Annotated in this window: 12 protein-coding genes; 8 read left to right on the top strand and 4 right to left on the bottom strand. The window is 42.0% G+C overall.

The features are described 5' to 3' along the window. The first annotated feature begins 3 nt into the window (after positions 1-3). The 3 genes from H6G77_RS21165 (at position 4) to H6G77_RS21175 (ending at position 3,556) form a co-directional block, all read left to right on the top strand. Entirely contained in the window at positions 4-837 is an 834-nt protein-coding gene (locus tag H6G77_RS21165; protein WP_190872658.1) for an O-methyltransferase, read from the top strand. Between the two features lie 55 nt (positions 838-892). Continuing rightward, positions 893-2,284 carry an ATP-grasp domain-containing protein gene (locus H6G77_RS21170; RefSeq protein ID WP_190872659.1) on the top strand — a complete coding sequence of 464 codons (1,392 nt, stop codon included), beginning with the start codon at positions 893-895 and terminating at the stop codon, positions 2,282-2,284. Positions 2,285-2,488: 204 nt separating this feature from the next. After that, entirely contained in the window at positions 2,489-3,556 is a 1,068-nt protein-coding gene (locus H6G77_RS21175; RefSeq protein WP_190872660.1) for a D-alanine--D-alanine ligase, read from the top strand. Between the two features lie 101 nt (positions 3,557-3,657). On the opposite strand, the gene H6G77_RS21180 is transcribed toward H6G77_RS21175, so the two are convergent. Continuing rightward, positions 3,658-4,125, bottom strand: coding sequence for a hypothetical protein (locus H6G77_RS21180; RefSeq protein WP_190595003.1), 468 nt, complete (start codon positions 4,123-4,125; stop codon positions 3,658-3,660). A 486-nt stretch (positions 4,126-4,611) separates the two neighbouring features. Here H6G77_RS21180 and H6G77_RS21185 point away from each other — a divergent pair, with 486 nt between their 5' ends. Continuing rightward, on the top strand, positions 4,612-4,905 hold the full coding sequence (locus H6G77_RS21185) for a hypothetical protein (protein ID WP_190872661.1): 294 nt from the start codon (positions 4,612-4,614) through the stop codon (positions 4,903-4,905). A gap of 104 nt (positions 4,906-5,009) precedes the next feature. Here the strand turns inward: H6G77_RS21185 and H6G77_RS21190 are convergent, their stop codons facing one another. Together H6G77_RS21190 and H6G77_RS21195 are read right to left on the bottom strand one after the other, a co-directional pair. Next, entirely contained in the window at positions 5,010-6,812 is a 1,803-nt protein-coding gene (locus H6G77_RS21190) for a WD40 repeat domain-containing protein (protein WP_190594999.1), read from the bottom strand. 510 nt (positions 6,813-7,322) lie between these two features. Next, the gene (locus H6G77_RS21195; protein ID WP_190594998.1) at positions 7,323-7,661 is read right to left on the bottom strand and encodes a hypothetical protein; all 339 of its coding nucleotides are present in this window, start codon (positions 7,659-7,661) and stop codon (positions 7,323-7,325) included. Between the two features lie 375 nt (positions 7,662-8,036). Here H6G77_RS21195 and H6G77_RS21200 point away from each other — a divergent pair, with 375 nt between their 5' ends. From H6G77_RS21200 to H6G77_RS21210, 3 genes are all read left to right on the top strand, one after another. After that, a complete protein-coding gene (locus tag H6G77_RS21200) occupies positions 8,037-8,714 on the top strand; it encodes an SDR family oxidoreductase (protein ID WP_190872662.1) in 678 nt (225 codons plus the stop codon). 153 nt (positions 8,715-8,867) lie between these two features. Beyond that, on the top strand, positions 8,868-10,913 hold the full coding sequence (bchD, locus tag H6G77_RS21205) for a magnesium chelatase ATPase subunit D (RefSeq protein WP_190872663.1): 2,046 nt from the start codon (positions 8,868-8,870) through the stop codon (positions 10,911-10,913). 259 nt (positions 10,914-11,172) lie between these two features. After that, on the top strand, positions 11,173-11,751 hold the full coding sequence (locus H6G77_RS21210; protein ID WP_190594995.1) for a Uma2 family endonuclease: 579 nt from the start codon (positions 11,173-11,175) through the stop codon (positions 11,749-11,751). A gap of 339 nt (positions 11,752-12,090) precedes the next feature. On the opposite strand, the gene H6G77_RS21215 is transcribed toward H6G77_RS21210, so the two are convergent. After that, positions 12,091-12,876 (bottom strand): RNA polymerase sigma factor SigF, encoded by a 786-nt coding sequence (locus tag H6G77_RS21215; RefSeq protein WP_190594994.1) that lies wholly within the window; start codon positions 12,874-12,876, stop codon positions 12,091-12,093. A 625-nt stretch (positions 12,877-13,501) separates the two neighbouring features. Here H6G77_RS21215 and H6G77_RS21220 point away from each other — a divergent pair. Continuing rightward, positions 13,502-14,230 (top strand): Bax inhibitor-1 family protein, encoded by a 729-nt coding sequence (locus H6G77_RS21220; RefSeq protein ID WP_190671636.1) that lies wholly within the window; start codon positions 13,502-13,504, stop codon positions 14,228-14,230. Positions 14,231-14,394 lie beyond the last annotated feature (164 nt).

A 14,394-nucleotide genomic window follows, 5' to 3' on the forward strand; every position in this document is an offset into this window, starting at 1 on the left:
AAGATGACCAGTGTTGTACAACTCCCAACCCCTAGACCAATCACGCCCCACAGCATCTTAGTAGCCCAGTTACAGCAAACCCTGAAATTAGCACAACAGCAAAATATTCCCGCCGAGATATTAGATGCGCTACGCCAGTCAGTGCAGTTAGCTGCTGGTTTAGATCCTTACTTGGATGAATGCACCACCCCAGAATCAAGCGCCTTAGCAGCATTAGCCAAAAAAACCAGCCAAGAAGACTGGAGTAAACGCTTTAGTGATGGGGAAACAGTACGTCAACTAGAACAGGAAATGCTCTCTGGACATCTGGAAGGGCAGACCTTGAAAATGTTGGTGCATCTTACCAAAGCCAAGCGCATTCTCGAAGTAGGAATGTTTACTGGCTATTCGGCCTTAGCGATGGCGGAAGCATTAGCCAGTGACGGACAACTCATTGCTTGCGAAGTAGATGCTTATGTTGCCCAATTTGCTCAAGCTTGCTTTGACGAATCCCCGGACGGCAAAAAAATCATTGTCGAAGTTGCACCAGCTTTAGAAACCCTCCGCAAACTAGCAGCCAGAAAAGAATCATTTGATTTAATCTTCATCGATGCCGATAAAAAGGAGTATGTTGATTACTTCCAGATGATTTTGGATCAGGATTTACTCGCTCCTGATGGTTTGATTTGTGTGGATAACACCTTGTTGCAAGGACAAGCTTACCTACCACCAGAACAACGCACTGCTAACGGTGAAGCGATCGCCTATTTTAACTCGGTTGTGGCTGCTGATGTGCGTGTTGAGCAAGTTTTGTTACCCATCCGCGATGGTGTCACCTTAATTAGAAAAGTGGCGTAAAGCAGTAGAGACGTTATATCACAACGTCTCTACCATCAACACAAAGGAAATACTGATGTCACAATCAATATCTTTATCTGTACCTGTATCAACGCCTTCCACGGGTGCGGGAGTAAAAATTTTAGCTCTAATCAAGACCCTTGGCACTCTGACATTATTACTCTTAGCCTTGCCGTTGAATGCTTTGATGGTGGTGATAGCTTTGCTGTGGGGTCTGGTGCGCCGTTTGTTTACAAAAACTGTCGTCGCGGCTCACCCCCGAACTATCTTGGTAAGTGGAGCCAAGATGACCAAAGCTTTGCAACTGGCTCGCTCCTTCCATAAGGCTGGACACAGAGTAATTTTGATTGAAAGTCACAAATATTGGTTATCTGGACATAGATTTTCTCAAGCTGTGAGTCGTTTTTATACAGTTCCGGCTCCACAAAAAGACCCAGAAGCCTACATTCAGGCGCTAGTGGAAATCGTCAAACAAGAAAAAGTTGACGTTTATGTCCCTGTGTGCAGTCCTGTAGCTAGTTACTATGACTCTTTAGCCAAGCCAGAACTAGCAAAATACTGCGAAGTGTTTCACTTTGATGCAGATATTACCAAGATGCTAGATGATAAATTTGCCTTTACTGATAAAGCGCGATCGCTTGGTTTATCTGTACCTAAATCTTTTAAAATTACTGACCCTCAACAAGTAATTAATTTTGATTTTAGCCAAGAAACCCGCAAATATATCCTTAAAAGTATTCCTTACGACTCCGTTCGCCGCCTGAATTTAACCAAACTTCCCTGCGACACCCCAGAAGAAACCGCCGCTTTTGTTAACAGTTTACCCATCAGCCCCGAAACACCTTGGATTATGCAAGAGTTTATCCCTGGTAAGGAGTTTTGTACCCATAGTACAGTCCGGGATGGGGAACTCAGATTACATTGCTGTTGTAACTCTTCGGCGTTTCAAATTAACTATGAAAACGTCGAAAATCCCCAAATTCGTGCATGGATACAACATTTTGTCAAGAGTTTGCGGCTGACGGGACAAGTTTCTTTTGACTTTATCCAAGCTGAAGACGGTACAGTTTACGCCATTGAATGCAATCCCCGGACTCATTCGGCAATTACCATGTTTTACAATCATCCTGGTGTAGCCGAGGCTTATTTTGAGCAAACTCCCCTACCTGCACCTCTAGAACCTTTGGCAAGTAGCAAGCCGACTTACTGGATATATCACGAAATTTGGCGGTTAACAGGTATCCGTTCCTGGAAGCAATTACAAACAGCAATTAAGACCATAATCCAGGGTACTGATGCTATTTACAATCTTGATGATCCTTTACCATTTTTGACTTTGCATCATTGGCAAATTCCGCTACTTTTACTCCAGAATTTGCAACAACTCAAAGGTTGGGTAAAAATCGATTTCAATATTGGTAAATTGGTGGAATTAGACGGCGATTAAAGACAGGATGAGTTTGTCTCACGCAGAGACGCAGAGGAATAAGAGATTGAGAGTGAGTTATCTTTCTGCATTCTTCTTTGCGTCTTTGCGACGGCAGTCGCTTCAAGTCGGCAAAGCCGCCCAACGCGCTGCCTCGCCTTTGCGTGAGCTTTTAAATAGTATTGTTTTTAGTACTTTTTCAGCAAGCCCTATTTACCAAAAATTATGTCTTTACTGCGGATTTTACATTTAGTTGGCTCTGCATACGATGATTTTCACTGTGAATTGTCACGCCTTTATGCTCAAGATTGTTTAACAGCAACCGCAGAGCGATCGCGTTATGAATTTCAGATTGCATACATCACACCCGATGGTTTGTGGCGATTTCCTCAATCTCTCAGCCTAGATGATATTGCTGTTGCCAAACCGATGACTTTGTTTGCAGCGATCGAGTTGATTACCGCACAAAACATTGACCTTGTGTTACCACAAATGTTTTGTATTCCGGGAATGACTCACTACCGTGCTTTATTTGATGTACTGAAGATTCCTTACATTGGTAATACTCCAGATGTGATGGCGATCGCATCCCACAAAGCCAAAGCCAAAGCAATTGTCGCGGCGGCTGGGGTAAAAGTACCGCGTGGTGAACTCCTCCGCCCAGGAGACAAACCGACAATTTCACCGCCAGCAGTTGTTAAACCCGCAACTTCGGACAATTCTTTAGGTATTGCCTTGGTAAAAGATGTGGCTGAATATGAGGCTGCACTAAAACAAGCTTTTGAATACGCTTCTGAGGTCATTGTCGAAGAATTTATCGAACTCGGACGCGAAGTTAGATGTGGCATTCTGGTGAAAGATGGGAAACTAATCGGTTTACCTTTAGAAGAGTATTTAGTAGACTCCCAGAAAAAACCCATCCGTAACTATGATGATAAACTCCGCAAAAACGATGATGGTAACTTGTATCTAACCGCCAAAGACAATATCACAGCCTGGATTGTTGATACTCACGACCCCATCACCACAAAAGTTCAGCAAGTGGCTAAAAAATGCCATCAAGCTTTGGGTTGTCGCCACTACAGTTTATTTGATTTCCGCATTGATCCCCAGGGAGAACCTTGGTTTTTAGAAGCAGGTTTATATTGTTCTTTTGCTACTAAAAGTGTAATTCCCTGTATGGCAAAAGCATCAGGCATTTCTTTAAATCAGTTATTCATGACCAGTATTAATGAAGCTTTGAAAAGTTCAAACTCATCTAAATTACATTCGTCCTTGGTCTTGAGTCATTAAAAACAACCCTCTCCCCTGCTCCCCTGCACCCGGTCGCCGAGCGAAGTCGAGGTGCTGCTCCCCCTGCGCTCTTCACGCTCAGTCTTGTGCTGAACACAATCTCATCTCTCCTGTTCTGCGGCGCTGCGTTCTCGTGCCAAGCTATCAATAGCATCACCCAAGGCGGTAGTCAGACTTTTGCGTGTTTGAGCGTGACTTTCTTGTTCAGTTTTCAAGGCTTGTAAAAGGCGATCGCGTTCTTTAATCGCTGCAATCAATTTTGTCTGCAATTCTTCCAGCGTTTGGATTTGAGTAATTTCAGCTTGAATGGCTTCAACTGCTTTACCATCAGCCAGTGTTGCGGCTTCAATACCTTGGAGTTTGTGAATATTGGCTTTGAGAGATGCGATCGTTTGTTGGAATAAATGCGCGTCTGTCCGGCGTTGTTCTGCTTCTGTGTTGTAGAGTTTGCGCCATTTTTCCGCACTTTCCCAAGCCGACTCTAAATCAAGCCTTTGTTCTGCTAATTGGCGTTTGAGTGCTTGAATTTCAGCTAACCACTGCTGTGTTAAAGATGTACTTTCACTCATATTTCTCATCTTGATTGTATTTGTATAGTGTCAGTTGTAACTGCATCCTGATTATCTGTCACTCTTAATAAGTAACCACGCAAAATTAATTACAGTCATTGCGAGCGAAGCGAAGCAATCCCAGCCCTTGCGATTGCTTCATTTCGCTTCGCTCCATTCGCAATGACTTTGTGTAATTAATTATGTTTAACTACTTATTGGATATGTATCTGCCATCTAATTTATAAATGGTAAGGGTTATAGCGTTTCTTGCTCTAGTGAGGTATGAAGAAGAATAATGAACCGCAAATGGACGCAGATAAATTTGTACCTTAGTAGACTAGTAAACACTATATGTATAATCTATTTAGTAAAAATTAATTCCCTAGATAGAAGTAATCCCAAAAATCAGCGATCGCACAACTCAACTTTGATAAGCTTGACATTGTTAAGTTACACTGAGTTTCATCTAACCTACATTTATTTATTTTACTAAGTGTGGGAAATATGGAATTTCTAGCTGATATCGAAGTTGAAGTGGAGTTTGTTATTCAGCATTCTCGTAATTTGCGGAATATCGTGGTCAAGCACTTTGAGTTACCGGGGGTGAATTTTAGGGTAACTCCAGATTCGACAATTGGAGGTTGTTTAATCGAAGCACTCGATATCCCACCAAGAGCTAATCATCCAGATGGTAAACCTCGCTATGATTTGTTAAACTTCCGACTGACGACAAAGTTAGACTGTTCTAATTTTCAAAGTGGGCAGAAAGTTTTGGTTGAAAAGCTGCAATTTTATTAATTTTTGAAAAAATCTCAGTAAGGGCGTAGCCTTCGCCCTTACCTGTAGGGAATAGGAAGCTAGTAAATTAGCTGGAGAGATAGCGATAAAATCCATTGTAATTATTAACTACGCTGCCAGATTTTAATGGTTTTATCTAAGCTGGCACTGACTAACATATCACCAGAAGTTGTGAAGGCTAGGGATGTGACTATATTGCTATGTCCGGTAAATGTGCCTAGCAATTCTCCGGTGTTGAAATGCCAGAGTTTAATGGTTTTATCTGCACTACCACTGGCGATAATTTGCTCATCTGGACTGAGGGCGATCGCATATACTCGATCAGTATGACCTTTGAGGGTGCGAATTAATCTCCCTGTCTCTAAATGCCAGATTTTGATTGTCTGATCCCAGCTACCACTAATTAACCACTGTCCATCAATACTAATAGTTAGGGAACGCACAATGTGAGAATGTCCGGTTAAGCTGTGCAGTGGTTCGATTTCTTGCAGGGTGCTACATTCTGAAAGTTGGGCTGTTTTCCAGACTTTGATTTTGCGGTAACTACCAGTCACCAAGGTTTTGCCGTCGGGACTCAAGGCCAGGGCATGGGCGGCTGTATCATCTAAAGATAGAGCGATCGCTACCTGACGCTGCATTAAATCCCAAAACAGAACTTTTCGATCATCGCCACCAGTGGCTACCATCCGCCCATCTGGGGTAAAGGCGGTACAGCGCACTACACCATTATGTTTGTGCAGGATATCAATCAATTCTGGTGCGCCGACGTGCCAAATTTTCACTGTCGAATCTGCACCAACACTGACTAATGTATGACCATCGGGGCTGAAAGATATAGAGTTTACATCATCCACTAACCCTGATGCTATCCAAGGCGCTTCGGATAATGTATCAATTAATTCTCCTTTGCTTAAATCCCAGAGTTTGGTTTCGCCGCGACTCCCACTAGCTAAAATCGGGGTGACATTGCCATTGTGACAACGGGAAGCAAAATCAAGGCAATAAATCCCTCTAGTATGACCTTTTAATGTTTGCCAAAATTCCCAATCACCAATGATTTCTTTTTGGGGATGATCTGATGAGACAATTTGAATGCTTTCGGCGATCGCTTGCTCTTCAACTGTTGGCAATATATCTTTTTTAGTAGTCTTTTTCGCTGTGAGTGACTCTAAATACCAACTTAATCCCCCTGCATATAACAGGCTACTAGGAGTCACATAAGATTTAGTTTCCGAGAGTTCCAGTTGATTACTCGGCAAAAACCCAGCAATTACAGCGTGCTTTTCATAGCCTAATTTGCCATTAGAAGGATAAAACAGACACAAGAAAATTAAAACTTGGTGGTTGCGTAAGTCATCTTGAGTGACTGTCCACCTAATTTTATCTTTCTTGATACCGTTAAAACTTTCGCCATCGGCAGCATAAACTAACACGCTGTGTTTTGGACTATCAGCTAGGCAGTATGTAAATTTACTTTCGCTGCGTAAATTGCCTTCATCATCTAACACCATATTTTGAATAGTGTCTTGGGGCAACTTTTTCACTATCTTACCCAGCCGTTCCGCCATCACTTGTTCAACAATTTGCTCGCGCAAAAGATAATCTTGTGCTTGTTGTTGAAAGTGTTTGGGATAAGGAATCACCCAATCAGGCGGTTCGGGATATTCTGGCGGGATGGGCGGCGGATTTTTGGCGATAATTTCGGCTTGTTGGCGTGATAATTCTTGGATTTTTGCCAATGAATCACCCCAAAACGCCATAATTTCGCTGTGACAACCTTTAACTTGACTGTCCAGTAAAGATAGGTCGTAAGTTTTAGGTTTTTTAATACGTTGAAGGAAATCAGCTTGCTGGGCTTGAAGTAAGCTAATCCAATCCATCTGCATTCCAGCGATACAATTTTGCATACCTACGGTAAGCTATACCAACGTAATTACTCAAGTTTATAACTTCTAGTAAAATAAAAATTCGGTAATCTTCGCAGTCTAACAGAACACATTTATGGAGATGTATCTGTAAAGTTCAGTGTGTAAAGATCACTCAAATCTCAGCATAATGATCTAATTGATACCACCTTGGGATCAGCAAGCTTCTTTGAGATTTTGCAAAAAGACTTTTAGTCAAAACTTGCTCCTAAAATCTCAAATCGGTATTGGGTATGAGTTAGATAGAGTTCTATGATGTCCAATAATTCTATCGGAACTAGAGAATAAGATACTGTTTTCTAGAAACAGTAATCTTAACCAAGACTAGTATGATTTAAGCAGAACTCGCAGGTTATTGGCAGAGTTTTGGGCATTTTGGTTGATGATAGCTATTTTTACTAAATTAGAGAGATTATGCTCTAAAAGTGGCAGAAATATTTTCCACAATTGTGTATACTAACGAGCCGCAAAAGTGATTGAGACAATAGGAGTTTAAGAAACAGAATGATGATTGCGATCGCTGGTTTCTAGCTGTTTAATTTTCATCTGTAAATCAAATTCTTCATGACTGACTATTGTTTCTAAATTGGCTATTCTTTGCTCTAATAGTTCTAATTGCTGTGGTTGTAAAGCACCAGCAGGCGATTTTTTCTCATCATTCCGCCAAATAGCGATCGTTCCGGCTGTAGCACTACCAAGAGCAGCTAAAGGTAACAACGCTCCACTTCTCGTCACAGCCGAAAGCGGAATACAAACTGTTAAAATACACACTGTGATTCCCCAAATTCTCGTGGTAGATATTACTCTGATATCTTGCGATGTGTTGGTCATCTGTCGTTCTCTATATAGAGTTACTTGCTAGAATCGCACGATCGCCAGCAAAAATACCTCCTACGATGGGATTAAGTAAAAATACTCTACTGCATTTTAAGTATTAAAAATAACTCCAATATAAAAGTAGGTTGGGTGGAGCGATAGCGAAATCCAACAAGATGAAGATATAGCAGTCCTATTTGATGTGTGAATAACGGAGACAGGGGAGACAGGGGAGACAAGGGGGACAAGGGGGACAAGGAAGACAAGGTAGAGATGTTTGTCAATCATTGAGGATACATACTGAGTTGCGGTTTCATCTCAGCCTCAAGAATGTTCACAATTTGATACAATCCCTGGAGCAGAAGTAATTTAGTAGTTCCGCAATTCGTTATGACAAGTGAATCATATATTTTTCTGGCTGGGGCAAGTCGTGGTGTTGGCAGAGAAATCGCCAACTGTTTAACAGCACAACAACTCAAAGTCAAAGCACTGTTGAGAACTGAAACGGCTGCGACTGAATTACAAGCAACGGGTGTCAAGACAATTTTGGGTGATGCGATGAATGTTAGTGATGTGGAAGCAGCTATGCTCACTAATGAACCCATCCACACTGTTATTAGTACTATTGGCGGTTTACCGACAGATACAGAAAAACCAGATTACCCGGCGAATAAAAATCTCATTGATGCAGCTATCAAAGCCAAAGTCCAAAAATTTATTTTAGTGACTTCCATTGGGACTGGTAATAGTGTTGGCGCATTATCTCCCCAAGCATTGGCGGCGCTGCAATCAGTTTTAGTCGAAAAAGACAAAGCTGAACAATATTTAATTGCCAGTGGACTCACATATACTATTATTCGTCCTGGTGGATTGAAAACAGAACCAGCCACAGGTAATGGCGTTTTAACTGAGGACACAAGCATTGTTGGCAGTATCCATCGTGCGGATGTGGCGCAATTAGTTTGTCGTTGTTTCAATAACAATCGCACCAATAATAAAATTTTGTCAGCAGTAGACAAAAATATGCTATTCGGACAAATAAAATTTGCCCCATTTAGTTTAGATTAGGGAATCGGCAAGATAGCGCCAGAAATTGATATGCTAAAAACCGAGACCAGTGAAGCAAAGCAGAAATAATATTAGAAAATCTTACCTCCTGCCTCCTGCCTTACTTCGGCTACGCTCAGTAACCTCCTGCCTTCATAATCATTTTTGCAAACAATGCCTGCGCCTACTATCACTCCAACGATCGCCTCTTTTCCCTTGACTGCCGTAGTCGGTCAAGAAGCGATAAAATTAGCCTTGCTGTTAGCAGCAGTCGATCCTGGTTTGGGAGGAGTGGCGATCGCAGGTCGTCGCGGTACGGCAAAATCTGTCATGGCGCGTGCTATTCACGCCTTACTCCCGCCAATTGAAGTTGTTCCCGATTCGATTAGCAACTGCGATCCCACCCGCCCCGAAGAATGGGACGATTTACTGTTAGCCGAATACGCCGAGAAAGATATTCAGGATATCCCTACACAAATTATTCCTGCGCCCTTTGTCCAGATTCCTCTCGGTGTTACAGAAGACCGACTTTTAGGTTCTGTAGATGTGGAACAATCGGTGAAGCAAGGGGATACAGTTTTTCAGCCTGGGTTACTCGCCTCTGCTAACCGGGGTGTGCTGTATGTAGACGAAATCAATTTATTAGATGACCAAATTTCCAATCAACTTTTAACAGTATTATCTGAAGGGCGCAACCAAATTGAGCGCGAAGGTATTAGTGTTCAACATCCTTGCAGAGCATTATTTATTGCTACCTACAACCCCGAAGAAGGCGCACTACGGGAACATTTACTGGATAGAATTGCGATCGCCCTCTCGGCTGATGGTGTACTCGGTTTAGATCAACGAGTAGAAGCAGTAGAACAAGCGATCGCTTTTTCCAAATCTCCCCAAGAATTTCTTCAGCAGTACAGCGAAGACCTCGACGGACTGAAAACCCAAATTATCCTGGCGCGGGAATGGTTAAAAGAAGTCACCATCACCCACGACCAAATCGCTTACTTAGTTAATGAAGCTATTCGCGGTGGTGTCCAAGGACACCGCGCTGAATTATTTGCTGTGCGCGTCGCCAAAGCCGCCGCCGCCTTAGAAGGACGCACCACCGTTAACGCCGATGATTTACGTCGCGCTGTTGAGTTAGTAATTGTACCAAGGGCAACTGTAGTCCAAACACCACCACCCGACCAACCACCACCACCTCCTCCCCCACCACCACCACAAAACCAAGACGAGTCAGAACAAGACCAACAAGAGGAAGAGGAAGAGGAAGATAAAGAAGAAGACCAACCCGAAGAACCAGAAAACCAAGAACCACCAAGCATCCCCGAAGAATTTATCTTTGACCCAGAAGGTGTAATTCTGGATGAAAGCGTGCTGTATTTTGCCCAAATGTCCCAACGTCAAGGTAAATCTGGAAGTCGCAGCTTAATTTTCTCCGAAGACCGGGGACGTTACGTCAAACCGATGTTACCCAAAGGCAAAGTCCGGCGCATCGCCGTAGATGCTACCCTGCGAGCTGCTGCACCTTATCAAAAAGCACGGCGTGAGCGACAACCAAACAGAAAAGTAATTGTTGAGCAAGGTGATATTCGCTCAAAACGCTTGGTTCGCAAAGCCGGGGCATTGGTAGTATTTGTAGTAGATGCGTCTGGCTCGATGGCTTTGAACCGGATGCAGTCTGCTAAAGGTGCAGTTATGCAACTGTTAACTGAGGCTTACCAAAACCGTGACCAAGTGGCGTTGATTCCCTTCCGGGGAGAACAGGCGGAAGTTTTATTACCCCCAACACGTTCTATCGCTTTAGCAAAAAACCGTTTGGAAAGATTACCTTGTGGTGGCGGTTCACCCTTGGCGCATGGTTTAACCCAAGCTGTACGTGTTGGTTTGAACGCCCAAATGAGTGGCGATATTGGGCAAGTTGTAGTGGTAGCCATCACTGATGGCCGGGGTAATATTCCGTTAGGGCGTTCTTTAGGCGAACCCCAGGAACCAGGAGAAAAACCGGATATTAAAGGCGAGTTATTAGAAATTGCTGGCAGATTTCGGGCTTTGGGAATGCAACTATTGGTAATTGATACGGAAAGTAAGTTTGTTTCCACCGGCTTTGCCAAAGAATTAGCCCAAACAGCCGGCGGTAAATATTATCATTTGCCGAAAGCAACAGATAAAGCCATTGCCGCCATGACCAGAGGTGCGATCGCTGATCTAAAATCACGGTAGTTAGTCAATGATCAATGGTCATTGACTGCCGTGTACATACAAGTCAAAAATTTGTAGTATGAAAGCCTATCCCACCTTGAACTAAAGTTCCAGGCTCATAGCCAAAGTCCACTCAAGTGGACTGGAATAAATTTCTAGTTGAGTCCTCTTCAGAGGACTTGTGCTGTAAGACTTGGAATCAATTCCGAGGCGGGATAGATGCACTCAACCCAGATTTGTGTATACACCGCAGCCATTTAACTCAGCACTTTTTAAACCTATGGTTCAGTCTTCTAACCAACGCCTAACTGTGGAAGAGTTTCTCGCACTTCCTGAAGGTGATGTTACATACGAACTTATTGATGGTCAAGCTGTTCCGAAATATAAAAATGATGAAATGTCACCAAAATTTTTTCATGGTGCGACGACTGGCGCTTTATTTATAATATTGTCTATATGGGCAGAGAAAAAAGGCCGGGTTGTAGTTGAGTGGGCAATCAAATTAACCCGAAATCAACAAGATTGGATACCTATACCTGATTTGACATATATTTCTTACAACCGCCTTGCTGCTGATTGGTTGCAAGATGAAGCTTGTCCGGTTGCGCCCGAATTAGTGATTGAGATTATCTCACCCGGACAAACTTTTGGAGACATGGCTGAAAAAGCCACAGATTATCTCAACGCAGGTGTTTCGCGTGTTTGGGTAGTCGATACAAAAGCCAGAACTATCACTGTATTTGTCCCAGCTTCCTTACCTATCACGTATCGCCATCATCAATTAATTACTGATGACTTGTTACCAGAGTTGGAAATTAGCCCTAACGTTATCTTTCAACGTGCAGGCTTAAATTCCTAAAATTTATTTGAATAGATGAAATTCTTTTGAGAGACTGCACCCTGATTTATATGCCCATGACAACTACTACTAAACATCTAGAGTAATATAGTGTTTCCTCATCTGCATTTATCCTCTTCAATTGGCGGTTAAATTTATATGGCTGTACTTCACCAGTGTAGGGATAGCGATAAGTGGTTGGGCAAGATTAAATTTATGTGTTGAGGTAGAGAATATTTAACAGGAAAACAATGTTATTAATTAATCTTGTCTAAGTACTTAAATCCAGAACTTGGTTTATTAGTTAGAAGCGATCGGAGTTATAGAGTTTTCCTGTCAGTAATTTGGTAGTAGCAAACATCAAGACCCTGAAGCTACAGCTTGAGGCTGCAAATAATTAATCAAATCATTAATGCCCTTTTGCAGATACCGTGTCACAGTCATTGGACTAGTACCAATGTTTTTAGCGGCATCTTTGCGTGAAAGTTCTTTTAAGAAGACCATTTCTACTGCCATCCGGGGTTTATCTTCTAGCATATTAATTGCCCCTTGGAGTTGTTGGCGTTCTTCTTCTTGTTGCTGCATCACCGCAGAACGAGGACAAGGTAATGCTTCACCTAAAGTAATTTGACAATCAACATAGTGAACTGCCGTCGCATCCAAACTCAAAGGCATCCGATTTTGGGCAGCTAACTTTGTCTCTTGCCATTCTTGTACAGAAACCTTCAGTATCTTAGCAATTTCTGAATCTTTGGGAGGACGACCTAAAGATAATGCTAATTCTTTGCGAATTTTTTGGCCTTCATTGTACAATTCTTGCCAACGACGAGGAATTTTTAACAGTGTACTGCGATCGCGCAAGAAATGTAGCATCTCGCCACGAATATATGGTACAGCAAAGGAACTAAACGCATATCCTTGACTGGGATCAAAACGCTCAATTGCTCTAATTAAACCAAAATAACCGATTTGCTCTAAATCTTCATAAGGTTCATTACATTGATGGCTAAATTTATGAGCCATCTTTCGCACTAAGCCAGTATGTAACTGTACAAGTTGATTACGAAGTTTAATTGAGGGGTTCTGGTGGTATAAGTGTAATAACTCTATCCCATCAATTCGCATAGAAGACTCAATTGCTGCCATATCAATTCCTTTGTATTAACTCCTTTTCCTAGAAAAACGGAGTTGCGTATATAGTTCTTCAAAGCTGTAATTATTTTCCTTAGACCACGCTGATTAAACCATCGTCGTTCCACTGAACTTAATTCGGCTCTATCTCTGGTATTCAGTGTTTTTACGCATGATTTTCCTAACTCAGTTGTTGCAGGTGATTAGTGTTTTATCTATGAACTTGCTGAGTTAATTAATATTTATTTTTTGTAGCAAACCTAGATATTTTTGTAGTTAAATGCTGGACTTATCCAGAAATATTTAGCCATAGTCGGCAATATCCCAAAAATCAGCAGTTGAAATTTTTGATTTAACTATATTTCTCCTGAAAAATAAAAATATTGCAAAATATTAAAATTAATATTTATCTCACAAATTGTTGATTACAAAAACTAATGAAATTCCTCAAACCTAACCACAGCTAAGTTTGTAAACTGAAGTCTCATCAACAATTGCTTCCGGATTCTGAATTTCGACGGCTGAATTATTTTGTAACAATGATGCAGGCTAAGGTTAAGCACAAAATCCCCTAGCTGATAAATGAAAATCTTGGTAAGAATAGGAATATACAGAACTTTTTTGCGCGAAAAACTCAAGTATGAGCAATACAAGTAACTTTCGTGAAGCTATCCGAGACGCTAGAACCCAAGCCCTCATCGGCCCCAATGTCATCGCTAATGCCTTACCTTACGTTGGTGGTGGTCTTGTTCTAACTGCCTTGGGAACCTACGGTGGTTTAGGCGTTATCCGTACTAACCCTGAAATATTCTTCCCGACCTTTATTGGTGCGGTAATTTTAGAATTAATTCTGTTCTTCGTTGCCCAAAATGTTGCGGAAAAAGGCAATAAGGGTATTGCCCTGCCTTTATTGGCAACCTATAGCCTTTTATCTGGGTATACTCTCAGTGGTTTAGTATTTGTCGCCTTAAGAACCCAAGGTGTTGGTATTCAAGGCATCGGGTTAGCCGCCCTTGGTTGCGGTGTCACCTTTATTGTTGCCCGTCAAGTTGGTTCAAATTTGTCTGAACAAGACGGAATGGCTTTGACAAAAACCATCAGTCTCGGTGTTATCGCCTTGATTGTGGTTTGTGCAGTCCAATTTCTCTTTGCTTTGTTTGGTGTTTATACCCCAACTTGGCTAGAAATCGGCATTTCTGGTTTAGGCGTATTTTTGTTTGTGGGCGTATCCGTCGTAGACTTCTATATTCTGCCCCGTACTTACCGCAACGACCAATACCTGCCTGCGGCTTTGTCGATGTATTTGACTTACATTAACCTGTTTGTCTTTATCTTACGGTTGCTGATTGCCCTCAATGGCCGCGATTAACTCACGATAAATAGAAAAATTTAATAAATTTTTAACCGTGGTGCAAAATTACTAGCCACGGTTTTTTCATTGCTGTGCAATGTAAATATTTGGTCACAGCAAAAGAATTGACTCAACTGCCGCTAAAATCAAAAAAACAAATAAAATCTCAAGAGCAAACTTAG

The organism is Aulosira sp. FACHB-615 (assembly GCF_014698045.1).
In the GTDB taxonomy this organism is placed as follows: Bacteria; Cyanobacteriota; Cyanobacteriia; order Cyanobacteriales; family Nostocaceae; genus Nostoc_B.